The following is a 21,500-nucleotide window of genomic DNA, read 5'->3' on the forward strand; positions in this document are numbered from 1 at the left end:
GACACGTGGCGGTAAGACGGCGGCGCTACACCTGCACGCAGCCGCAGCCGCCTGAAGGACACGCATGACCGTCTCCGATCCCGCCCGTCGCCGCATCCTGCAAGGCTTGGGTGCCGGTGTGTTGCTGCCGGCCACTGCCGCTTGGTCTGCGCGCAGCCTGGCCGCGCCGTCGGGACGACCCACCATCACCGACGGGGTGCAGAGCGGCGATGTGCTGGACGACCGCGCGATGCTGTGGAGCCGTGCCGACCGCCCGGCGCGGTTGCGGGTGGAATGGGACACCCGCCCAAGCCTGCGTCAGGCGCGGCGCGTGGACGGCACGATCGCATCGGCGGCGCACGACTTCACCGCACGTGCGGACCTGAGCGGCCTGCCACGCGACCAGGACATCTTCTATCGCGTGCGTTTCGAAGATGCCGACAGCGGTGTGTTGAGCGCGCCCGTCCACGGCCATCTGCGCAGCGCACCGCAGGCGCGTGGCGATGTGCGCTTTGTCTGGAGCGGCGACACGGTTGGCCAGGGCTTCGGCATCAACCCGGACATCGGCGGCATGCGCATCTACTCGGCGATGCGCGAGCGCAATCCGGATTTCTTCCTGCACAGCGGCGACACCATCTACGCCGACAGCCCGATCCCGGCCGAGCTGACGGTGGAAGACGGCAAGCGCTGGCGCAATCTCACCACCGCGGCCAAAAGCAAGGTGGCCGAGACGCTGGACGAATTTCGCGGCAACTATCGCTACAACCTGCTCGATGCGCACGTACGCCGCTTCAATGCCGAGGTGCCGCAACTGTGGCAATGGGACGACCACGAAACCACCAACAATTGGTCGCCCGGCAAGCAACTGGATGCGCGCTATCAGGTGCGCGACATCGACGTGCTGGCCAGGCGCGCCCGCCAGGCGTTCCTGGAATATGCGCCGATGCGCGGTGTGCGTGCCGACGGCAGCGGGCGTATCTACCGCAAGATTGCCTACGGCCCGTTGCTGGATGTGTTCGTGCTGGACATGCGCAGCTACCGCGGCGCCAACAGCGACAACCTGCAACCGCGGCCCGGTCCCGATGCCGCGTTTCTCGGGCCGGAGCAACTGGCGTGGTTGCAGCGCGAACTGGCCGGCTCGCGCGCGCAATGGAAGGTGATTGCCGCCGACATGCCGATCGGCCTGCAGGTGCAAGATGGCGAAGATGGAAACGGGCGCCCGCGCTGGGAGGCGATTGCCAATGGCGACCCCGGCGTGCCACGTGGCCGCGAACAGGAAATCGCCACGCTGTTGCGCTTCATCAGCCGCGCACGCATCCGCAATACGGTGTGGCTCACCGCCGACGTGCATTACTGCGCGGCGCACTACTATCACCCCGATCGCGCCGCGTTTCAGCAGTTCGAACCGTTCTGGGAATTTGTCGGCGGCCCACTCAATGCCGGCAGTTTCGGGCCCAATGCACTGGATGCCACGTTCGGCCCGAGCGTGGTGTTTCAAAAAGCGCCACCTGCGCCCAACACCTCGCCGCTGGCCGGTTACCAGTTCTTTGGCGAAGTGGACATTGATGGCCGCAGCGGCGTCCTCACGGTGACGTTGCGCGACCTGGATGGGGTGGCGCAGTTCCGTCAACCGATTCTGCCGCACGGCGTGGCGTAGGAACGCGGCGGACGGATTACGCGTCCGCCAACGGATGGAACGCCAATGCGGCGCGGCACTCTGGAGTGGCCCACCATTCGTGCAGCTGCCAGTGTTCGGCCTGGCCAAGTTCCGGATCGCACCACTGCAGGCGCAGTGCGCCGTCGGGCGCGGGCGCATACGCAAGCCGGTGCAAGCCGAACGACAGGCCATGCCCATGGGCCTTGAGCAAGGCTTCCTTGGCGCACCACAGCCGGAAGAACAACGCGTGCTGTGCGTCCGGCGCCAGCGCAGCGAGCAAGGCGATTTCATCGAAATGGAAGAAGCGTTGCGCGATCTCCAGCACACGCGGGCGCGCACGAATGCGCTCCAGATCCACGCCCAGTCGCACGCCCTGGCCCAGCCCTACCAGCAGATAGTCGCCGCTGTGGCTCCAACCGGTATCGCGGTCGGGCAGCGCCGGCTGCAACGAGGGACGCCCGCGTGCATCGCGCTGCAATGGCACCACTGCCGGGTCGATGCCCAAGGCCGGGCCGAGCAACTGACGCGCCTGCGGCTCGCCACGCTCGCCGGGGCGGTGCGGGCGTAGCCACAGCTGCACCGGGCCAACCTGCCAGCTCGCATGCGCTGTCACGCGCCGTGCACCAAGCCGAACATTCGGCCACACCGTTCATCGCGCTCGACAGCTGCTTCACGCGCAGCTGCGTCCAATGGCGCCCATGCACCACTTCCGGTGCACGCGAACATGGAGATCAGCAACATGGGCATCATCATCTGGTTGATCGTCGGCGGCATCGTGGGTTGGCTGGCCAGCATCATCATGCGCCGCGACGCGCAGCAGGGCATCATCCTCAATGTGGTGGTGGGCATCGTGGGCGCACTGATCGCCGGTTTCCTGTTTGGTGGCGGCATCAACCAGGCCATTACGCTGTGGACCTTCGTGTGGTCGCTGGTGGGTGCGGTGATCTTGCTGGCCATCGTCAATCTGGTGACCCGCGGCCGCCTGCGCTAACGCAGCGCCTCACACCGCTCTCGCGTCGCGCAACGCCCGGGCCTGCCCGGGCGTTGTCGTTTCAGCCTTTCGCGGCAATGCGATCGGCCGGGTGGTGCACGCCGTCTTCCACCGGCACGGCGATGTTCAACGCATACGGATTGACGCCTTCCAGGCAGCCGACGTTATAGCCGTATTCGTTGGGATTGGAGCGGCGCCGGTGATGGGTGTAGATGCCGCACACGCCGCAGAAATAATGCGCTGCGGTCTGCGTGTTGAATTGATACAGCTGCAGCACTTCCTCGCCCTGCACTACATGCAGGCCATCGAGGGTGACCGACGCGACGATGGCGCCGCGCCGGCGGCACATCGAGCAATCGCAGCGGCGTGGATCGAGCAGGCCATGCGGCAGATCCAGATCGATTTGCACTGCACCGCAGTGGCAACTCAGGCGATGCACCGGCCCCAGCGTGACATCGCCCACCTTGTGCGTGCTACGACGCAGATGCCGCTCGCTCATGCGCCGACCTCCGCCAGCCGCACCCACGCCGGCGCATGGTCGCTGGGCCGCTCCCAGGTCCGCGGTTCGCGGTCGATGCCCGATTCCACCGCGCGCGTGCGCAACGCGTCCGAGACCAGGGTCAGGTCGATACGCAAGCCCAGATTGCGGCGGAAACCGGCCTGGCGGTAATCCCACCAACTGAAGTGCTCGGCGTCCTGGTTGTGCAACCGGAATGCGTCGTGCAAGCCCAGCGCCAGCAGTTTGTCCAACGCGGCGCGCTCGTCGGTCGAGGTGAGGATGTGGTGCTCGTTCCACACCGTTGCATCGTGCACGTCGCGCGCGTCCGGGGCGATGTTGAAGTCGCCCAGCACCACCAGCTGCGGGTACCGCTGCAGCTCCTGCGCGATCCAGTCGTGCGCTGCGGCGAGCCAGCGCAACTTGTAGGCGTACTTCTCGGTGCCCACGTCCTGGCCGTTGACCACATACAGATTGATGATGCGCACGCCATCCACCGTGGCGGCGATGACGCGCTGCTGCACATCGTCGAGCCCGGGGATGCCCATCTGCACGTCAACTGCCGGCGAGCGCGACAGGATCGCCACGCCGTTATAGGTTTTCTGCCCGCAGAACACGCTGCGGTAGCCCAGTGCCGCCAGCGCTGCATCGGGGAACTTGTGGTCTTCCAGCTTAGTTTCCTGGATGCCCACCACATCCGGCGCAAACGCGGCGAGCCACTGTTGCAGGTGCGGCAGGCGCACATTGAGCGAGTTGACGTTCCAGGAGGCAATCTTCATGGCGCGGACCGTGGTTCAAACCACCAATGGTACCGCGCCATGCGTCGCCCTCAGGACGGTGGAGCCCGGCGTGGCGGAACCGGGCTATTCCGCCACGCGCTGCCGTGCCGTGTGTGGGAAGGCGCGCGTGCCGGCCTGGCGTGCGTCATCGGCGCCACCCTGTGAGCTGGCGCAGTGGATCAGCGCAACTGACGCGCTTGCCGCCGACCGTTGGCGAGCGGCCTGCGCCTATGCGCGGGCGCTGCCGGTCGGGCGCCGCCGCCCGTGAGCGAAGGCACGAGGCGGGCACCTGCACCGGACAGCCGCCATCATTCAATCACTTGGCGTGAAGCAACCCGCCCGGTCGAAGTGGATAAGTTGGCCTGACCCCCATGAGACCGCCGGCCATGCCGTCATCCGCCGCAGTCGCGTCGCCACCGCAGTCGCCTGCCTTCCCCGGCCTGAGCCTTGACGAGCGCGACATGCTCGACCGCCTGCGTCTGGCCGGCCTACTCACCCGTGCCGACCTCAGCCGTGGCACCGGATTGTGCACGCACCACCGCGAACACGCAGCCACCTGGGCCAGGTCCGTGCGGGCATCTCGCACATGTCCCTGGCCGGGCCGCCCCAACAGCGGCCGCATCGCCAAAACGCAGAACGCCGGCACTGGGCCGGCGTTTTGCGATCACAGCAACCATCAACCCGTCGATCAATGACCGGAGGCGCCACTGGCACCCAGGCCGGTTTCGGCACGGATCTGCTGCGCCTTGAAGGCAGCGCGTTCGTTGGCGGCCTGCGGGCTGCGATCCAGCACCGAGAACAACCAGATGCCGACAAAACCAATCGTCATCGAGAACAGCGCCGGCGAGGTGTACGGGAACGGCGCCGAGCCGGCCGCGTTGCCCAGCGTGTCCACCCACACCGACGGCGACAGGATCGTCAGCACCAGCGAGGAGATCAGGCCGAGGAAACCACCGGTCACTGCACCACGGGTGGTGCAGTTCTTCCACAGCAACGACAGGATCAGCACCGGGAAGTTGGCCGAGGCGGCGATGGCGAAGGCCAGCGACACCATGAAGGCCACGTTCTGCTTCTCGAACACGATGCCCAGCAGCACCGCGATCACGCCCAGCACCAGGGTGGTGGCACGCGAGACCTTGAGCTCCGAACCAGGCGCCGGGTTGCCCTTCTTGATCACCGTGGCGTACAGGTCATGCGACACCGCCGAGGCGCCGGACAGGGTCAGGCCGGCCACCACCGCCAGGATGGTGGCGAAGGCCACCGCCGAGATGAAGCCCATGAACACGTTGCCGCCCACCGCGTTGCCGACCAGCACCGCCGCCATGTTGGCCGCGCCCTTGCCGCCGTGGATGGTGCCGGTGGCGACATCGGCGAACTGCGGGTTGGTCAACACCAGTGCGATCGCACCGAAGCCGATGATGAAGATCAGGATGTAGAAGTACCCGATCCAGGTGGTGGCCCACAGCACCGACTTGCGTGCCTGCTTGGCATCGGGAACGGTGAAGAAGCGCATCAGGATGTGCGGCAGGCCGGCGGTACCGAACATCAGCGCCATGCCGAAGGAAATGGCCGAAATCGGGTCCTTGACGAAACCGCCCGGCCCCATGATCGACAAGCCTGCTTTTGCTGCATCCTCGGGCGAAGCGCCACCGCTGGCCGCGACCGCGGTTTTCACCCGCACGCCTTCGGCAAACAGCGCCTCGAAGCTGAAGTTGAAATGCCACATGATCGCCACGGCCATGAAGGTCACGCCGGTCAGCAGCAGCACGGCCTTGATGATCTGCACCCAGGTCGTTGCGGTCATGCCGCCGAACAACACGTAGATCATCATCAGCACGCCGACCAGGGTCACCGCCACCCAGTAGTCCAGGCCGAACAGCAACTTGATCAGCGCACCGGCACCGACCATCTGTGCGATCAGATAGAACAGCACCACCACCAAGGTGCCCGACGCCGCAAAGCTGCGGATCGCCGTCGGCGCGAAGCGGTAACCGGCCACGTCGGCGAAGGTGTACTTGCCGAGGTTGCGCAGGCGTTCGGCCATCAGGAAGGTCAGGATGGGCCAGCCGACCAGAAAGCCGATCGCATAGATCAGGCCGTCGTAGCCGTTGGCCATCACCGCAGCGGTGATGCCCAGGAACGAGGCCGCCGACATGAAGTCGCCAGCGATCGCCAGGCCGTTCTGGAAACCGGTGATGCCACCGCCAGCGGTATAGAAGTCGGCGGCCGACTTGGTCTTGGCCGCCGCCCATTTGGTGATCCACAGTGTGGCCAGCACGAAGAAGCCGAACATGGCGATCGCCACCCAGTTGGTGGGCTGCTTGTCGACCTGGCCCAGGTCGCCGCCGGCGGCCAGCGCGATGCCGGCAGGCACCAGGCCGGCCAGGATCAGGAGAAGGCGCGAAGTCTTGCTCATTTGCGGGCTTCCTCCAGGATCTGCGCGGTCAGCTGGTCGTAGGTGTTGTTGGCGCGACGCACGTAGATGGCGGTGATGACGATGGTGAACACCATCACCCCGATCGCGATCGGGATGCCGATCGAGGTCACGCCGGCACCGATCGGCTTGGCGAGGAATTCCTTGTCGAAGGCAATCAGGCCGATGTAGCCGTAATAGGCCAGCAACATCAGTATGGTGAGCGTCCAGCCCAGCGTGTTGCGCTGACGCTTGAGTGCGTGGTACTTCGGATTGGCATCGATCTTGGCGATCAACGCGTCATTCGAGACGGTCATGGTCTGTCTCCTGGTAGAGCGCTGGTAAGACATAAGGCGGCGATGCCCGCTCCACCGCAGTGGAGCAGGCCGCCAGTGGCAGAACGCTAGAAGCTGTACTTGGTGGTGAACTGCAGCCGCGAGATATCGCCGCTGTCGCCGTTTTCGGCTTCGCGACGGCCGTACATCAGCTCGGCGCCCACATCCACCTTCGGCAACGGCGAATAGAACACGTTGGCGCGAATGCTTTGCTGGGACTTGCTGGCAAGCCCACCGGTATTGGCCAGCGAATGGTCGTAATTCACGCGCGAGTACATGAGGGTGCTGCGCAGCTTGGCGTTGTAGTCGTGGCGCCAGGCCACCCAACCGGCAACCGTGGTGACGGTCTGGATATTGCCGTCGATGTCGATCTCCACATCCGAGCCGTTGCCCAGGCCCAGATAGCGTCCCAGGCCCTCGCCGTAGCTGAGCTGGTAACGCAGATCGTTCTTGGAGTTGATGATCCAGCGGCCGCCGCCGGCGATGGCACCGCCGAAGTCGGTGTCGTTGGTCAGCGCGCTGCGGGTGCGGTACTGGCGCGCAATGGCCGACAGACCGAAGGTGCCCCAGGTGCCCTTCCAGTTGTAGCGTGCAGTCAGGTCCGGCATCGCGCCATGGTCCGAGGCCAGGATGGTGTTGCCGCCCTGGTACGGGGTGGTCAGCGTCTCGGGGTTTTCGGCCGACACGCTGAAAGCGCCGCGGGTGTACCGGATCTGGGTCTGACGGCTGAACAACGCACCGTCGGTCGGCCCGACGATGTCGGCCGCTTCCGGCAGGATGGTGGGATCGATGAAGTTGGACCAGGTCTGACCGGCCAGCCAGTTGTTCCAGCTCATGTAGGCGTGCCGCAAGGTACCGCCATACAGATTGTTGACCTGGTTGGCCAGCGCGTTGCCGAAGAAATCCAGTTCGATGAAGGCGGTGAGCTTGTCGCCGTTTTCGGTGACGGTGTCCACGCCCAGATTGAAGCGCGAGAACTTGGCATGGAAGTCGGTATCGGTGCTGGACGCCTGCCCGCCGACCGGCGTCTGGGTCGGGATATACAGGTAACGCCCCACCGCACCCTCAGGCAATGCGCCGTCGCTGGTACGGGTGGTCATGAAGTCGGCCTTGATGAAACCACCGTAACGGAACGTTGTCCCCGGCAACGCGTTCGGCGTGATGCTGGTCAGCTGGATCGGCTTCTTGCCGGCCGGCACCGCCGGTGCAGGCGGCGTCTGCGCCTGCAAGGTGCGCACTTCGGTGACCTGCGTCTGCGTCTGCGCGATCTGGCCCTGCTGCTGTTGCTGCGCAGACACCAGCATCTGGACCTGGCGCTCGAGCTCGGCGATACGCGCTTCCAGTGCCTTTTCCTTGGACGTCTGGGCGAACGCAGCGCCCGGCAAAATGGTGGCCACGAACAAGGCGGCCGCCAACGGATGGCGCACCAGCGGTGCAATACGGTGTTTCATGGAACCCTCTCCCCAATGAAGGCCTCGCGCTTGATGGCGATGCTGTGCGGAGCGTGAGGCAGTCCGCGCTTCGGAGCCTATTCGCCTTTGGTCGTAGCTGCAACGCAGCATTGCGCAAGATGACCGATGGTCGCACCGCAGCACGTCTGGCATGTGCGTTGGCGCACTCACCCCGGTTACGACCATGGTCTAAGGCGCCGTTGACCGCCGGGACAGAATGGATGCGGCACACTGATTGTCTACCGAGGGCAGCCGCAACGCCCTCTTCCGACAAGTTCATCGCAAGTGAGGGTGCCATGGCTGATGTTTATCCCGTCGATCCCGCGTTCGCCGCCGATGCGCGCGTGACGCGCGAGCAGTACGCCGCGCTGTACCGCGAATCGATCGAACACCCCGAACAGTTCTGGGGCAAGGCCGCGCAGCGGCTCGAATGGTTCAAGCAACCCACCCAGATCAAGGACGTCAGCTACGCGCTGGACGACTTCCATATCCGCTGGTTCGGCGATGGCGAGCTCAACGCCAGCGTCAACTGCCTGGACCGCCAGCTGGCCACACGCGGCGACAAGACCGCACTGCTGTTCGAACCCGACAGCCCGGATGCGGCCTCCTACCCGGTCACCTACCGCGAGTTGTACGAGCGCGTCTGCAAGCTGGGCAATGCGCTGCGCAACCTGGGCGTCAAGAAGGGCGACCGGGTCACCATCTATCTGCCGATGATCGTCGACGCCGCTGTGGCCATGCTCGCCTGCGCGCGTATCGGTGCGGTGCATTCGGTGGTGTTCGGCGGCTTTGCCGCCAACTCGATCGCCGACCGCGTGATCGATTGCCAGAGCAAGCTGATCATCACCGCCGATGAAGGCCTGCGCGGCGGCAAGAAGATTCCGCTCAAGGCAAATGTCGATGCAGCGCTGAAGATTCCCGGCACCGATACGGTGGAAACCGTGCTGGTGGTGCGCCATACCGGTGGCGCAGTGGAGATGCAGGCACCGCGCGATCGCTGGTTCCACGATGTGGTCGACGGCCAGCCGGCCGAGTGCACACCCGAGCGCATGAACGCCGAAGACCCGCTCTTCATCCTCTACACCTCCGGCTCCACCGGCAAACCCAAGGGCGTGTTGCACACCACCGCCGGCTATCTGTTGTTTGCCAGCTACACGCATGAAGTGGTGTTCGACCTGCGCGAGGACGACATCTACTGGTGCACCGCCGACGTGGGCTGGGTCACCGGCCACAGCTACATCGTCTATGGCCCGCTCGCCAATGGCGCCACCGCGGTGATGTTCGAAGGCGTGCCCAATTACCCGAACGTGTCGCGCTTCTGGGAAGTGATCGACAAGCATCAGGTCACCATTTTCTACACCGCACCCACCGCGATTCGCGCGCTGATGCGCGACGGTGCGGAACCGGTCAAAAAGACCTCGCGCAAGAGCCTGCGCCTGCTTGGCAGCGTTGGCGAGCCGATCAATCCGGAAGCCTGGCGCTGGTATTACGAGGTGGTCGGTGACAGCCGTTGCCCGATCGTGGATACGTGGTGGCAGACCGAAACCGGCGGCATCCTGATTTCGCCGCTGGCCGGCGCGGTCGATCTCAAACCGGGCTCGGCCACCTTGCCGTTCTTCGGCGTGCAGCCGGCGCTGGTCGATGCCGAAGGCAAGATTCTGGAAGGCGCCACCGAAGGCAATCTGGTGCTGCTCGATTCCTGGCCGGGCCAGATGCGTAGCGTGTACGGCGACCACCAGCGTTTCATCGACACCTACTTCCGCACCTATCCGGGCAGCTACTTCACCGGCGACGGCTGCCGTCGCGATGCCGACGGCTACTACTGGATCACCGGCCGCGTGGACGATGTGATCAATGTTTCCGGGCACCGCATCGGCACCGCCGAAGTGGAAAGCGCGCTGGTTTCGCACCCCAAGGTCGCCGAAGCGGCCGTGGTGGGCTTCCCGCATGACGTCAAGGGCCAGGGCATCTATGCCTACGTCACCCTGATCGCCGGGCAGAGCCCGAGCGAAGACCTGCACAAGGAATTGGTCAGCTGGGTGCGCAAGGAGATCGGCCCGATCGCCTCGCCCGACCACTTGCAGTGGGCGCCCGGCCTGCCCAAAACCCGCTCGGGCAAGATCATGCGCCGCATCCTGCGCAAGATCGCCGAGAACGCGCCTGACCAGCTCGGCGACACCTCCACGCTGGCAGATCCGTCGGTAGTGGATTCGCTGGTCAACGAGCGCCTGGCGCGCTGACGCGCCGAAGGGCCGGGATTCGGGATTCGGGATTGGGGATTGGGGATTCGCAGAAGCGGCTTTCCAATCTCTTTCCATTTTCATCTCCGGATCTGCATTGTCGAACAGTAATGCGTGCGGGCAGTTACGAATCCCAACATCCCTGCTTTTACGAATCCCCAATCCCCAATCCCGGCCCCACCATGACCACCCTGCTCATCGCCGACGACCATCCCCTGTTCCGTGAAGCCTTGCGCGGGGCGGTGCAGCGCGTGATGCCGGGGGTCGAACTGTTCGAAGCCGATAACGTGGATGCGCTGTACACCCTGGCCGATGCGCAGCCGGACGCCGATCTGCTGCTGATGGATCTCAACATGCCCGGCGCACAGGGATTCAGCGCGTTGGTGCACATGCGCTCGCTGCATCCGCAGTTGCCGGTGGTGGTGGTCTCCGCACGCGAAGAGCCCACGGTGATGCGGCGCGCGATCGACCACGGCGCGTTCGGCTTCATTCCCAAATCCGCCGATTCGGACACCATCGGGCGGGCGCTGGCCACCGTGCTCGATGGCGAGCGCTGGATCCCGGCCGAAGCGCAAAACCTGCCGCCGACCGACAGCGAGGAACGCGAGGTTGGCCAGCGTCTGCGCGATCTCACGCCACAGCAATTTCGCGTGTTGCAGATGCTGGGCGCGGGGCGCCTCAACAAACAGATCGCCTACGACCTGGGCGTATCCGAAGCCACCATCAAGGCCCATGTCACCGCAATCCTGCGCAAGCTCGGCGTCACCAATCGCACCCAGGCAGTGCTGATGGCCGGCAAGCTCGCCATCGATGCCGACGGCATCGTGCTGCCGCCGCCGGAAGAAGACTGACGCGCGCAGGTGTAGGACTGCGTGCGTTGGGGTTGATCGGTGAGGCTTGGTCGCGTCCGGGTGCGCTCGTGCCCGTGCTCCCGCCACCTCGGCCGTCATCGGTGGTGGGCAATCGACGGACGTGCCATGCAACGCAGCGTGGCACCAACGTAGAAGCGCACCTGGGCACGATGCGCGTTCTCGGCAACGCTTTACAGAAGACAACCGATGCGCGTTGGCGCATACGATCGTGGTGAGCGTTGCAGAACGCTTCGTCGCGCCCGGCTACCCTGCTGCTTGTCCGGTTTATTCCGGTGCGCGCACGAACAACACGTTCAAATCGCGCATCGGCACGAAGTTGGCCTGCTTGAACTGGAAGGTCAGCGGGTCGATCTTTTTCAGGTCGCCGTCGAAACACAGGCTCAGGATGTCGCTGGCCGCCTGCTTGCGGATGGTCAGCTGGAAGTCCTTGATCGGGCCGTTCCAGTTCTTGCCGGTCGTGAGCACGTAGCGCAGGTTGGCCCATCCCAACCCGTACTTGCCCTCACGACGCTGCATGCTGACCTTGGTCGCCGGTTCGATGCAGGTGTCTTTTGCATACGCCTTCAGCAAATAGCTGCTGGGCTGCGGGACGCCGGTAGACAGGCTGGGTGTATAGGTGTGGCGGATCTGCACGCTTGCCTTGGCAGGAAATTTCTGCTGCCAGACGAAGTAGGCGTTGAGCGTGAAACGCGGTTGCCCATCGCCATCGACCCAGCGCGCGGGCAGCGGCTTGCGCCCCGTCGGCGGCGTGGCCGATTCGGTGAACGCGGCAACATCGTCCTGGGTCCAGCCGGTGGCGGCGAACGCGGTGGAGATGTCGCTGCCGTCATCCAGCAGCACCACCAGCTTGCGCGTGGTGGCAACCGGTTTGCCGTCGGCCCAGAGCTTGAAATCGCTCAGCGCATTATGGTCGGCCATGCCGAAGTACATCGGCGGCATCGGGAAGGCCACCGGCACGCTCAGGTCGCGCTCGCTGGTGTTGGTGAACACATAGTCCACTTGCACGCGTTCTTCGCTGAGCAACAGCGCTTCGCGGTCCATGCTGATGTCGGGCTGATGCAGCAGGCGGATGGTGCCATTGTCGTCGCCGAAACTGCTGTCATTGGCCTGTGCAGCACTGCAGGCACACAGTGCCAGCACACATAGCCAGACGGAAAACGCCATTGCGCGCATGAGGTGATCCTTGAAAGGCCGGCGTACCCGCGCGCCGGGCCGCACAGCATGCCACGCGCGGGCTCGACCGAATGGTGGGCAGCGCGTCGCGCAACGCGTGCGGCAATGGCGCAGGGTCTGGTGTGTTTGTGGTGCTGTCGTGCTTGCTGGTGGCGTTGGCCTGGCCTACGGATCAGCCTGCACGCGAGGCGACGCGCCTGGACCGTCCATATGCGCTCGCTCGCCTTGGTGGCGGCGTTGCTGTGGGGCCCGCTTAGCGTGCTGGGTGATTTGAACGCGCCAGTGCGCTCGCACCGTCATCCGGCCTTCCCTACGCTTGCCACGCCAATGCCGCATGCACGCTTCCATGGCGCGCTGATTGCGCAAATGCCAATCGCGACACCACGCGTCAGTGACAAGCCCAAGCGCGGGGGCGTGATCGCATCCACAACCGCAGACCGTGCGACATCGCAGTTGTCGATATCACCATTGACCATGAGCTGATGCCTGGGCAAGGCTCGAGCACCAAGGACGCTTTGGAGCTGGCATGGCGCGACGTTTCCCCTGGCTCTGGATGGGCCTGCTGGTGGCCTGTGCATTGATTGCGGTGCTGGCGTGGCAGAACCGGCAGCTACGCGTGCAGCAACACTGGCTGCAGACGCGCATCAGCACGCCGTATGACGGCATGTACGTGCCGCGTATCGAAGCGACCGATGGCGATGGCCGACGGCATCTGCTCGGTGCGCCGCATGGGCCGGCGCAGGTGCTGTTCTTTTTCACCACCACCTGCCCGTACTGCCAGCGCTCGGCACCGACCGTGCTGCGGGCAGCGCGCGAGCTGCAGGCCAACCTGCCCGGCCGGCCGCAGCTACTGGGCGTGTGCCATTGCGATGCCGCGCAGGCTGCGCGCTACGCACATGTGCACGGTTTCGATTTTCCGGTGGTCACGTTGACCGATCGTCGCGCGTTGATGCTGTTCCGCGCACGCAACGTGCCGCTGCTGATGGCCATCGATGGGGAGGGGCGCGTGCGTCATTCGCATCTTGGCGTTTTCGATACCACGGAGCGGGTGCAGGACCTCGTTGCCGCCTTGCGCCGCACGGACGCGCCAGCGGCTTTTGCAACGGTGAAGGAGTAATGCATGAAGAAGCGTTGGGTAAGCTTGCGTAGTGCGTTGATGGCAGCGACCTTTCTGGCCAGCACTGGCTTCGGTGCCTTCCAGGTGATGGCGGTCGATAACGCACAGCCGAAAGTCGAATCGTGTAGTGCATGGGCCTGCAAAGCCGAGTGTCCGGAATTCGGCGGCGACCTGGGCCAGGGCAACGTCTGCTACTGCTGCGGTTAACTGCGATCGATAGAGCGACTGCGTGGCTGCCAGATGGAACAGGCCGGCGTACGGAATCGGCATGTACCGCGTATCCATGTCGATTCTTCGCGCCGTCCGCATCCCGCTGACGCTGTGCGCAAGGCCTCGATGGTTGCTGTTACGCCTGACGGCGAGGTCCCCCCGGGCCTCGCCGTTTGACTGTCACGCTGGGTGGCATGATGCGCGCTCAGCTCAGCGCGCGATAGCGGAAATCGCGCAATACCACCTCGCCTTGCTGCGCGGCATACACGCCAAGCTGCAGGCTGAGAAAACCGCCGAACACGTTGTGATGGAATCCGGAGACTTCCATGCGGGTGGGGTGGCGCGTCCATTGCCGGCCCTCATCGACCGAATACTCGAACCCTACGACCTGGTGATCGTTGGTCAGCCGCACGCGAATGCGCCGATGCGTGTTGGGTGCGCGCGCCCAGACCAGTTCTTCGGAATATTCGTAGGTCTTCATGCTGTCGGCGGTGAAGCCGATGCCGACGAAGGCCTTGTGGTTATAGAACAACACAATGCCGCCTTCGGCATTGCCGACCAGTTCCAGCGTCACCTCTGCCATGTAGGCGCGATCGGGCACGCCGCAGGTCAGTGGCGTGCTGTCGATCGGCGAGCTGCCCGCACAGGCCAGCGTCAGCGCCTTGTTCGCGCGCCGCACCCGCGCCTGTTCGCCGGGCTTGGGCGCATGCAGGCTCCATTGGGTGCCGAACCTGTCGCTGGAAAAATCGTCGGACAACGCCAACCCCGTCGCCGGCGCCATGCCGGCGGCAGGCACGCGTGCCGGTGTGCGTAATGGTTTGGACAGATCGCCGCCAGTGGCGCGAAACCAGCCGTCGGCCGTCCACTCGATCGGCTCCAGCAAGGTCTGCCGCCCCAGCGTGCGAAAGCCGTTTTCGTAGCCGTGATAGACCATCCACCAGTCGCCGCGCGGCCCTTCCACCAGCGTGGCATGCCCACGCGACCACCACGGCTCCTGGTCCGATTGGGTGCGCACCAGCGGGTTGCGCGGGCAGTGTTCCCACGGCCCATGCACCGAGCGCGAACGCGCGGCGATGACCATGTGCCCGGTCACCGGCCCGGCAGTGCCGCCAACGGCGGTGACCAGGTACAGCCACCCATCGTGCCAGGTCAGCTTGGGGCCCTCGGGCGCGAAATTCTCCACCACCCAGTGGTCGGGATAGCGCCACGGCGCGTAGGCCGGTTCCAGCTGTCCGTCGGTGGCCAGGCCGTCATCGCGCAGGCGTACCTTGCGGATGCCGTTGACGAACAGATAGCGCTTGCCGTCTTCGCCGACCACGTGACCGGGATCGATGCAGCCGGCGATCTTCAGGTCGATCGGTGCGCTCCACCGCCCGCGGATGTCGTCGGCCCAGATCACGAAGATCGACCAGCCGGTGTCGTCCGGATTGGCCGGGATGTAGATGTAGTAGCGACCGTTGTGCTTGCACAGGTCTAGCGCCCAGATCGTGCCCAGCCCCTGATGCAACGCCGGGCCGATCGGGGTCCAGTTGACCAGATCGGTGGAATGCCACAGCACGATGCCCGGGTAGGAAAAGAACGACGAAAACGTCATGTAGTAGTCGTCGCCATCCTTGAGGATGGTGGGGTCGGGGTGATCGCCGGCCACGATGGGGTTGAGATAGGTGCCGTTGCCCAGATCCGCCTTGCGCTGCCCCTCCACACCGCGCGCCCACGGCGGGGTGCCTGCGCACTGTGGCGTCGACGCCTGGGCCGCGGCCGCCAGCGGTGCGACCAGTGCGCCGGCAGCCAGTCCCTTGAACAAGTCCCGCCGTGTCGTGTCTGCCATGCGTCAGCTTCGTCGAAGAAGGCAGGTATCTAGCCGCACCGGCTTTCATGCCGCAACCGCAGGCCGGGCGTTATAGGAACTGGTCATGCCAGTTGCGAAATCCGACATAGCGCCGCCGGCCTCACGACGGTGTGCAGACCCGGGCACCGCAATGCTGCACTGCAGCGTGATCTGTTCATTGATGATTGCCATATTCATATGCGAACAGTCCGGCACCTGCCGGATGGTGGACGTTGCAATGCTCAGCTTCTGCTCGACGGATTCTTCAAGCCCCCGCACCTGCGCCCTGCTCGCGGAGCGGCGCGCATGAGCGGCGTGGCGCGGCAGCGTCTGGGCGGCACGGACGTGCAGCTTTCTGCACTGGGCTTCGGTGCCGCCCCGATCGGCAACCTGTACACGGAAGTGGACGAAGCAGACGCACTGGCAGCGGTCGCAGGCGCGTTCGAGGCCGGCATTCGCCATTTCGATACCGCGCCCTACTACGGCTACGGGCTGAGCGAAGCGCGTCTGGGTCGTGGCCTGGCCGGTGTGCCGCGCGCGGACTACACGCTGTCGACCAAGGTTGGCCGTTGCGTCTACGACGACGCCCACGCCGTTGCCGGGCGCGACGGTTTTGCGGTGGCCGGGCGGCGTGCCGAGTTCGACTACAGCGCCGACGGCGTACGCCGGGCGTTCGACTCCAGCCTGCAGCGCCTGGGCACCGACTACATCGACGTGCTGCTGCTGCACGACATCGGCGCGCTGACCCACGGCGACAACCACGCCAACGTGCTGCGCCAGGCCTTGGAGGAGGCCTTGCCGGCGATGGCGGAGCTCAAGGCGGCCGGTGCCTGCGGGGCGATCGGGCTGGGCGTCAACGAGCAGGACGTGGCACTGGAGGTGTTGCCGCGTTTTCCGCTCGACTGCGTGATGCTGGCCGGCCGCTACACCCTGCTGGAACAGCACGGCGCGCGCGCGTTGCTGCAGCAGGCGCAGCAACGCGATGTGGCGATCCTGTCGGCCGGCCCGTACAGCTCCGGCCTGCTCAGCGACGCACGCGGCCCCGGCGCCACCTACAACTACGCCCCGGTCGATACCGCCACGCTGCAGCATGCGCAGCGGCTGTACGCGGCCTGCGCGGCGTTCGGGGTGGATATCGGCGCGGCCGCCTTGCAGTTCCCGCTGGCGCACCCGGCGGTGACCACGGTGGTGGCCGGCATGCGCACCGTGGCCGAAGTGCGATCGGCTGCCACGCGGCTTGCGGCTCCGGTGCCATCGGCACTGTGGCAACGCCTGCGCAATGAGGGCCTGCTCGCAGCGGAGTTGCCCACGCCATGAGCCGGGTCGACGCGCACCTGCATTTCTGGCACCTGGCCCGTGGCGATTACCACTGGCTGACGCCCGAGCTGGCACCGCTGTACCGCGACTTCGGCCCGGATGACGTCAGCGCTGCGCTGGACGCGGCCAATGTCGGTCACGTGGTGGTGGTGCAGGCGGCCGCCACCGAAGCCGAGACCTGTTACCTGTTCGAGCTGGCCCGCGACGATGCGCGCATTGCCGGCGTGGTGGGTTGGGTGGACTTCGCTGCGCCCGATGCCCCTGCACGCATCGGCGCACTGGTGCATGCCGGCGGCGGCGTACTCAAGGGGCTGCGCCCGATGGTGCAGGACATCACCGACGTGCACTGGCTGGCCAGTCCCGCCCTGGATGCCGCCTTCGATGCACTGCTGGCGCACGATCTGGCCTTCGATGCGCTGATTCGTGCCGTGCACGTGCCGGCACTGCAGGCGCGCTTGAAGCGCCATCCGGGCTTGCGCGTGGTGGTCGATCACGGCGGCAAGCCGCAGATTGCGGCCGGCGAGTTCGTTGCCTGGGCCGCCGGCATGGCGGCCCTGGCGCAGCATCCCACTGTGCATTGCAAACTCTCCGGCCTGCTGACCGAAGCCGCGCGCGGCGCGGGCGTGGACGCGCTGGAGCCGTATGTGGCGCACCTGTTCGCCCGCTTCGGCGCGCAGCGGCTGCTATGGGGCAGCGACTGGCCGGTGCTGACCCTGCGCGCCGACTACGCGCACTGGTTCGCGCTCGCCCAGCAACTCGTCACCCGGCATGCCGCCGAGCACGCGGCAGCCATCTTCGGCGACAACGCACGCACGTTCTATCGTCTGCCACGGCCGGCGGCCCCCACCCACGGAACCTCATCGGTATGACTGTCTCGATCTCCACCACACCCAACACCCGCCTGCAGGGCAAGCGCTGCCTGATCACCGCCGCCGGCGCCGGCATCGGGCGCGAAAGCGCGCTGGCCTGTGCACGCGCCGGTGCACAGGTGATTGCCACCGACATCGACGCCGCGGCCTTGCAGGCGCTGGCCGCCGAATCCGATGCCATCACCACCCAGCTGCTCGACGTCACCGACGCCGCCGCGATCAACGCATTGATCGCCGCACACGGCCCGTTCGACGTGCTGTTCAACTGCGCCGGCTTCGTGCATCAGGGCAGCATTCTCGACTGCGACGAGCCGGCATGGCGCCGCTCGTTCTCGATCAATGTCGATGCGATGTACTACACCTGCAAGGCGGTGTTGCCGGGCATGCTCGAACGCGGCCGCGGCAGCATCATCAACATGTCCTCGGTGGCTTCCAGCATCAAGGGCGTGCCCAACCGCTTCGTGTACGGCGTGACCAAGGCCGCGGTGATCGGCCTGAGCAAGGCGATCGCGGCCGACTACGTTGCGCAGGGCGTGCGTTGCAACGCGATCTGCCCGGGCACCATCAAGACGCCGTCGCTGGGCGAACGCGTCAAGGCCCTGGGCGGCGACGAACAGGCGGTGTGGAAGAGCTTCACCGACCGCCAACCGATGGGCCGCCTGGGCGACCCACGCGAGATTGCGCAGCTGGTGGTGTACCTGGCTTCGGACGAATCGTCGTTCACCACCGGCCAGACCCACATCATCGATGGCGGCTGGTCCAACTGAGCACGGCAACGACGCATGCGGCCGCCCGCCACACACGCAGGCGCAGCGATCGCGTGACGCGATCTGTCGCATGTGTCTGCGTCAGGATGCGCACACCGTCCTTACCCACCCGATGCATGCGCGCTAGGTTTGCTAGCCGCTCCCCTTCTCATCTGCAAAGGAAGACCGCATGAAACTCGTACGCATTGGCGCCGAAGGCCACGAACGCCCTGGCCTGATCGACAGCGAAGGCCGCATCCGCGACCTCAGCGGTGTGATCGACGACGTGGCCGGCGAGCATCTCACCAACGCCGGATTGGACAAGCTGCGCGCGCTGGATGTCTCTGCGCTGCCGGTGATCGAAGGCGAGCAGCGTTACGGCGCCGCCGTGGGCCGCATCGGCAAGTTCATCTGCGTAGGCTTGAACTATGCCGACCACGCCGCCGAATCGGGCATGGAAGTGCCCAAGATGCCGATTCTTTTCATGAAAGCCACCACGGCGGTGTGCGGCCCCAATGACACGGTGATCATCCCGCGCGGCTCGGTGAAGAGCGATTGGGAAGTGGAGCTGGGCGTGGTGATCGGCGATGTGGCGCGCGATGTATCGGTGGAGCAAGCGCTGAATCATGTGGCTGGCTACGCAGTGATCAACGACCTGTCCGAGCGCGAGTTCCAGCTCGAACATGGCGGCCAGTGGGTCAAGGGCAAGAGCGCGGACACCTTCGGCCCGATCGGCCCGTGGCTGGTCACCCGCGACGAAATCGCCGACCCGCAGAACCTGTCGATGTGGCTGGAGGTCAACGGCCACCGCTACCAGAACGGCAGCACGCGCACGATGGTGTTCGGCGTGGCCGAACTGGTCAGCCACATCAGCCGCTACATGACGCTGATGCCGGGCGATGTGATCAGCACCGGCACGCCGCCGGGCGTGGGCCTGGGCCAGAAGCCGCCGGTCTACCTCAAGCCCGGCGATGTGATGGAGCTGGAGATCGAAGGCCTGGGTCGTCAGCGCCAGCCGGTGGTGGCGCACCCGCGCGATGCGGCTTGAGGTTCTCTAGAAGGATTGAGGTAGCACTGCACTACATTGCGTACCACCCCTAAGAATTTTTCTTGCGCGAAAGCCGAAGGACTCACGCAACTCGAATCGCACGACAACGCAAAGCCCCTCTCCCATCGGGGCGCCAAGGCACAGCTTGCGCGCCATTGGCGCGCGTGCCTTGAAGCGCCCGCGTTGCTGGCGCGGGCCGGGGCGCGGAGCGGGGGTTGGGGTGAGGGTACGTAGCCACGGAGTCGCGCAATTCGATGTCATGCCGTCTGTTGTTTGGTCTGACATGTAGACGCTCATGCTGACGCATCACAAGCACGTTGCTCTTGCGGAGTTTGCCGCCGCGTTGCATTTCAAAAACGGTGTAGCGCTTCGATGGCAATACACAGCTGGTTGTGCGATCAATTCATTGGGCTGCGTTGCAAACGCATGAGTCACTGCAGCGCCTCAACATCCCTGGCGCTGCGCATTCGTACCCTCACCCCAACCCCTCTCCCAGGTGGGAGAGGGGCTTAAACGCACTTCTCCGCTCACGTATTTCTTCGTCACTTAGTTCTTCCAGCCACTTTTTCCCATCCGTTCCATTTCCCGCCATCCATCGCCAGGACTTTCATGCGCACCATCATCGCCCTCGAAACCCATGACGTCCGCTTCCCCACCTCGCGCGAGCTCGATGGGTCGGACGCGATGAACCCGGATCCGGATTACTCGGCCGCCTATGTGGTGCTGCGCACCGATGCAGCCGATGACCTGGCCGGTTACGGCCTGGTGTTCACCATCGGCCGCGGCAACGACGTGCAGACCGCCGCGGTGGCGGCCCTGGCCGAGCATGTGGTTGGCCTGTCGGTCGACGAGGTCATCGCCGATCTGGGCGCATTCGCGCGCCGGCTCACCAACGACTCGCAGCTGCGCTGGCTGGGCCCGGAAAAGGGCGTGATGCACATGGCCATCGGCGCGGTGATCAACGCCGCCTGGGACCTGGCCGCACGCGCGGCAAAAAAGCCGCTGTGGCGCTTCATCGCCGAACTCACGCCCGAGCAGTTGGTCGACACCATCGACTTCCGCTACCTCACCGACGCGCTCACCCGCGACGAAGCGCTGGCCATCCTGCGCGCTGCGCAGCCGAAGCGCGCGCAGCGCATCGCGCAGCTGATCGAGCAAGGCTACCCCGCCTACACCACCTCGCCCGGCTGGCTCGGCTACTCGGACGAGAAGCTGGTGCGGCTGGCCAAGGAAGCGGTGGCCGACGGCTTCCGCACCATCAAGCTCAAGGTTGGCGCCAACGTGCGCGACGACATCCGTCGCTGCCGCCTGGCGCGCGAAGCGATCGGCCCGGATATCGCCATGGCGGTCGATGCCAATCAGCGCTGGGACGTGGGCCCGGCGATCGACTGGATGCGCCAGCTGGCCGAATTCGACATTGCCTGGATCGAAGAACCCACCAGCCCGGACGACGTGCTCGGCCATGCCGCCATCCGCCAGGGCATCGCGCCGGTGCCGGTTTCCACGGGCGAGCACACGCAGAACCGCGTGGTGTTCAAGCAACTGTTGCAGGCCGGCGCGGTGGATCTGATCCAGATCGATGCCGCGCGCGTGGGCGGGGTCAACGAGAACCTTGCCATCCTGCTGCTGGCCGCCAAGTTCAACGTGCGCGTCTTCCCGCATGCCGGCGGTGTCGGTCTGTGCGAGTTGGTGCAGCATCTGGCCATGGCCGATTTCGTGGCCATCACCGGCAAGATGGAAGACCGCGCGATCGAATTCGTCGACCACCTGCACCAACACTTCCTGGACCCGGTGCGCATTCGCCACGGCCGCTATCTGGCCCCGGAAGCGGCTGGTTTCTCCGCGGAAATGCACGCCGCCTCGATCGCGGAGTTCAGCTATCCGGGTGGACGGTTCTGGGTGGAGGATCTGGCGGCCAGCGCGAAGACCTGAGCCCGCGTTCCTTCATCCGCCCTTCGGGCACCTTCTCCCGCGCGCGG

General features: G+C 65.5%; 20 protein-coding genes and 1 pseudogene. 13 read left to right on the top strand and 8 right to left on the bottom strand.

Going from position 1 to position 21,500, the window contains the following annotated elements; genetic code table 11:
- Nucleotides 1-64: 64 nt before the first annotated feature.
- The gene (locus ACCQ07_RS20285) at nucleotides 65-1,636 is read left to right on the top strand and encodes an alkaline phosphatase D family protein (RefSeq protein WP_372363614.1); all 1,572 of its coding nucleotides are present in this window, start codon (nucleotides 65-67) and stop codon (nucleotides 1,634-1,636) included.
- Between the two features lie 16 nt (nucleotides 1,637-1,652).
- Here the strand turns inward: ACCQ07_RS20285 and ACCQ07_RS20290 are convergent, their stop codons facing one another.
- Nucleotides 1,653-2,249, bottom strand: a complete 597-nt coding sequence (locus tag ACCQ07_RS20290; RefSeq protein ID WP_372363615.1) for a 4'-phosphopantetheinyl transferase family protein — start codon at nucleotides 2,247-2,249, stop codon at nucleotides 1,653-1,655.
- 126 nt (nucleotides 2,250-2,375) lie between these two features.
- On the opposite strand from ACCQ07_RS20290, the gene ACCQ07_RS20295 reads away from it, so the two are divergent.
- Nucleotides 2,376-2,627, top strand: a complete 252-nt coding sequence (locus tag ACCQ07_RS20295; RefSeq protein WP_005914591.1) for a GlsB/YeaQ/YmgE family stress response membrane protein — start codon at nucleotides 2,376-2,378, stop codon at nucleotides 2,625-2,627.
- A gap of 61 nt (nucleotides 2,628-2,688) precedes the next feature.
- On the opposite strand, the gene ACCQ07_RS20300 is transcribed toward ACCQ07_RS20295, so the two are convergent.
- From ACCQ07_RS20300 to ACCQ07_RS20320, 5 genes are all read right to left on the bottom strand, one after another.
- Nucleotides 2,689-3,126 carry a GFA family protein gene (locus ACCQ07_RS20300; RefSeq protein ID WP_008575974.1) on the bottom strand — a complete coding sequence of 146 codons (438 nt, stop codon included), beginning with the start codon at nucleotides 3,124-3,126 and terminating at the stop codon, nucleotides 2,689-2,691.
- The gene (xth, locus tag ACCQ07_RS20305) at nucleotides 3,123-3,902 is read right to left on the bottom strand and encodes an exodeoxyribonuclease III (protein ID WP_122272141.1); all 780 of its coding nucleotides are present in this window, start codon (nucleotides 3,900-3,902) and stop codon (nucleotides 3,123-3,125) included. The genes ACCQ07_RS20300 and xth overlap by 4 nt, the downstream gene beginning before the upstream one ends.
- Nucleotides 3,903-4,590: 688 nt before the next feature.
- The gene (locus ACCQ07_RS20310) at nucleotides 4,591-6,318 is read right to left on the bottom strand and encodes a cation acetate symporter (RefSeq protein WP_008575981.1); all 1,728 of its coding nucleotides are present in this window, start codon (nucleotides 6,316-6,318) and stop codon (nucleotides 4,591-4,593) included.
- The gene (locus ACCQ07_RS20315) at nucleotides 6,315-6,632 is read right to left on the bottom strand and encodes a DUF485 domain-containing protein (protein WP_008575982.1); all 318 of its coding nucleotides are present in this window, start codon (nucleotides 6,630-6,632) and stop codon (nucleotides 6,315-6,317) included. Before ACCQ07_RS20315 ends, ACCQ07_RS20310 begins: the two co-directional genes overlap by 4 nt.
- An 86-nt stretch (nucleotides 6,633-6,718) precedes the next feature.
- Complete coding sequence (locus ACCQ07_RS20320; protein WP_008575984.1) at nucleotides 6,719-8,101, bottom strand: DcaP family trimeric outer membrane transporter; 1,383 nt, start codon at nucleotides 8,099-8,101, stop codon at nucleotides 6,719-6,721.
- 296 nt (nucleotides 8,102-8,397) lie between these two features.
- On the opposite strand from ACCQ07_RS20320, the gene acs reads away from it, so the two are divergent.
- Together acs and ACCQ07_RS20330 are read left to right on the top strand one after the other, a co-directional pair.
- Nucleotides 8,398-10,341, top strand: coding sequence for an acetate--CoA ligase (gene acs / locus ACCQ07_RS20325; protein ID WP_008575986.1), 1,944 nt, complete (start codon nucleotides 8,398-8,400; stop codon nucleotides 10,339-10,341).
- A gap of 182 nt (nucleotides 10,342-10,523) precedes the next feature.
- On the top strand, nucleotides 10,524-11,192 hold the full coding sequence (locus ACCQ07_RS20330) for a response regulator transcription factor (RefSeq protein ID WP_008575987.1): 669 nt from the start codon (nucleotides 10,524-10,526) through the stop codon (nucleotides 11,190-11,192).
- A gap of 285 nt (nucleotides 11,193-11,477) precedes the next feature.
- Here ACCQ07_RS20330 and ACCQ07_RS20335 read toward each other — a convergent pair whose 3' ends face one another.
- A complete protein-coding gene (locus ACCQ07_RS20335; protein ID WP_372164664.1) occupies nucleotides 11,478-12,386 on the bottom strand; it encodes a DUF4424 domain-containing protein in 909 nt (302 codons plus the stop codon).
- Nucleotides 12,387-12,596: 210 nt separating this feature from the next.
- Between ACCQ07_RS20335 and ACCQ07_RS20340 the strand changes: the two genes are divergently transcribed.
- From ACCQ07_RS20340 to ACCQ07_RS20350, 3 genes are all read left to right on the top strand, one after another.
- Complete coding sequence (locus tag ACCQ07_RS20340) at nucleotides 12,597-12,869, top strand: hypothetical protein (protein WP_155767301.1); 273 nt, start codon at nucleotides 12,597-12,599, stop codon at nucleotides 12,867-12,869.
- A gap of 70 nt (nucleotides 12,870-12,939) precedes the next feature.
- Nucleotides 12,940-13,503: a peroxiredoxin family protein gene (locus tag ACCQ07_RS20345; protein ID WP_014091440.1), complete on the top strand. Its 564-nt coding sequence runs from the start codon at nucleotides 12,940-12,942 to the stop codon at nucleotides 13,501-13,503.
- 3 nt (nucleotides 13,504-13,506) lie between these two features.
- Nucleotides 13,507-13,710, top strand: coding sequence for a hypothetical protein (locus tag ACCQ07_RS20350; protein ID WP_005922076.1), 204 nt, complete (start codon nucleotides 13,507-13,509; stop codon nucleotides 13,708-13,710).
- A gap of 208 nt (nucleotides 13,711-13,918) precedes the next feature.
- Here ACCQ07_RS20350 and ACCQ07_RS20355 read toward each other — a convergent pair whose 3' ends face one another.
- On the bottom strand, nucleotides 13,919-15,541 hold the full coding sequence (locus tag ACCQ07_RS20355; protein ID WP_011349044.1) for a family 43 glycosylhydrolase: 1,623 nt from the start codon (nucleotides 15,539-15,541) through the stop codon (nucleotides 13,919-13,921).
- A gap of 72 nt (nucleotides 15,542-15,613) precedes the next feature.
- Between ACCQ07_RS20355 and ACCQ07_RS20360 the strand changes: the two are divergent.
- From ACCQ07_RS20360 to ACCQ07_RS20385, 6 genes and pseudogenes are all read left to right on the top strand, one after another.
- Nucleotides 15,614-15,851, top strand: a pseudogene (locus ACCQ07_RS20360) (hypothetical protein).
- Complete coding sequence (locus ACCQ07_RS20365; RefSeq protein ID WP_008576000.1) at nucleotides 15,848-16,858, top strand: aldo/keto reductase; 1,011 nt, start codon at nucleotides 15,848-15,850, stop codon at nucleotides 16,856-16,858. The pseudogene ACCQ07_RS20360 and the gene ACCQ07_RS20365 overlap by 4 nt, the downstream one beginning before the upstream one ends.
- Nucleotides 16,855-17,727 carry an amidohydrolase family protein gene (locus tag ACCQ07_RS20370; RefSeq protein WP_372363616.1) on the top strand — a complete coding sequence of 291 codons (873 nt, stop codon included), beginning with the start codon at nucleotides 16,855-16,857 and terminating at the stop codon, nucleotides 17,725-17,727. The genes ACCQ07_RS20365 and ACCQ07_RS20370 overlap by 4 nt, the downstream gene beginning before the upstream one ends.
- Nucleotides 17,724-18,494: an SDR family oxidoreductase gene (locus ACCQ07_RS20375; RefSeq protein WP_008576004.1), complete on the top strand. Its 771-nt coding sequence runs from the start codon at nucleotides 17,724-17,726 to the stop codon at nucleotides 18,492-18,494. The genes ACCQ07_RS20370 and ACCQ07_RS20375 overlap by 4 nt, the downstream gene beginning before the upstream one ends.
- A 169-nt stretch (nucleotides 18,495-18,663) precedes the next feature.
- The gene (locus ACCQ07_RS20380) at nucleotides 18,664-19,521 is read left to right on the top strand and encodes a fumarylacetoacetate hydrolase family protein (protein WP_008576006.1); all 858 of its coding nucleotides are present in this window, start codon (nucleotides 18,664-18,666) and stop codon (nucleotides 19,519-19,521) included.
- A 609-nt stretch (nucleotides 19,522-20,130) separates the two neighbouring features.
- Nucleotides 20,131-21,453: an L-fuconate dehydratase gene (locus ACCQ07_RS20385; RefSeq protein WP_372363617.1), complete on the top strand. Its 1,323-nt coding sequence runs from the start codon at nucleotides 20,131-20,133 to the stop codon at nucleotides 21,451-21,453.
- The last annotated feature ends 47 nt before the right edge of the window (nucleotides 21,454-21,500 follow it).

Origin of the sequence: Xanthomonas sp. NCPPB 3583 (genome assembly GCF_041475715.2) — a bacterium.
Lineage (GTDB): Bacteria > Pseudomonadota > Gammaproteobacteria > Xanthomonadales > Xanthomonadaceae > Xanthomonas > Xanthomonas euvesicatoria.

Bases quoted from the DNA above. Each gene is read 5' to 3' on its own strand.
- ACCQ07_RS20370 (WP_372363616.1), top strand. From the start codon at position 16,855: ATGAGCCGGGTCGACGCGCACCTGCATTTCTGGCACCTGGCCCGTGGC.
- ACCQ07_RS20345 (WP_014091440.1), top strand. From the start codon at position 12,940: ATGGGCCTGCTGGTGGCCTGTGCATTGATTGCGGTGCTGGCGTGGCAG.
- acs (WP_008575986.1), top strand. From the start codon at position 8,398: ATGGCTGATGTTTATCCCGTCGATCCCGCGTTCGCCGCCGATGCGCGC.
- ACCQ07_RS20365 (WP_008576000.1), top strand. From the start codon at position 15,848: ATGAGCGGCGTGGCGCGGCAGCGTCTGGGCGGCACGGACGTGCAGCTT.
- ACCQ07_RS20340 (WP_155767301.1), top strand. From the start codon at position 12,597: ATGCGCTCGCTCGCCTTGGTGGCGGCGTTGCTGTGGGGCCCGCTTAGC.
- ACCQ07_RS20315 (WP_008575982.1), bottom strand. From the start codon at position 6,632: ATGACCGTCTCGAATGACGCGTTGATCGCCAAGATCGATGCCAATCCG.
- ACCQ07_RS20320 (WP_008575984.1), bottom strand. From the start codon at position 8,101: ATGAAACACCGTATTGCACCGCTGGTGCGCCATCCGTTGGCGGCCGCC.
- ACCQ07_RS20335 (WP_372164664.1), bottom strand. From the start codon at position 12,386: ATGCGCGCAATGGCGTTTTCCGTCTGGCTATGTGTGCTGGCACTGTGT.
- ACCQ07_RS20295 (WP_005914591.1), top strand. From the start codon at position 2,376: ATGGGCATCATCATCTGGTTGATCGTCGGCGGCATCGTGGGTTGGCTG.
- ACCQ07_RS20355 (WP_011349044.1), bottom strand. From the start codon at position 15,541: ATGGCAGACACGACACGGCGGGACTTGTTCAAGGGACTGGCTGCCGGC.
- ACCQ07_RS20300 (WP_008575974.1), bottom strand. From the start codon at position 3,126: ATGAGCGAGCGGCATCTGCGTCGTAGCACGCACAAGGTGGGCGATGTC.
- ACCQ07_RS20285 (WP_372363614.1), top strand. From the start codon at position 65: ATGACCGTCTCCGATCCCGCCCGTCGCCGCATCCTGCAAGGCTTGGGT.
- ACCQ07_RS20330 (WP_008575987.1), top strand. From the start codon at position 10,524: ATGACCACCCTGCTCATCGCCGACGACCATCCCCTGTTCCGTGAAGCC.
- ACCQ07_RS20310 (WP_008575981.1), bottom strand. From the start codon at position 6,318: ATGAGCAAGACTTCGCGCCTTCTCCTGATCCTGGCCGGCCTGGTGCCT.
- ACCQ07_RS20350 (WP_005922076.1), top strand. From the start codon at position 13,507: ATGAAGAAGCGTTGGGTAAGCTTGCGTAGTGCGTTGATGGCAGCGACC.
- ACCQ07_RS20375 (WP_008576004.1), top strand. From the start codon at position 17,724: ATGACTGTCTCGATCTCCACCACACCCAACACCCGCCTGCAGGGCAAG.
- ACCQ07_RS20385 (WP_372363617.1), top strand. From the start codon at position 20,131: ATGCGCACCATCATCGCCCTCGAAACCCATGACGTCCGCTTCCCCACC.
- xth (WP_122272141.1), bottom strand. From the start codon at position 3,902: ATGAAGATTGCCTCCTGGAACGTCAACTCGCTCAATGTGCGCCTGCCG.
- ACCQ07_RS20380 (WP_008576006.1), top strand. From the start codon at position 18,664: ATGAAACTCGTACGCATTGGCGCCGAAGGCCACGAACGCCCTGGCCTG.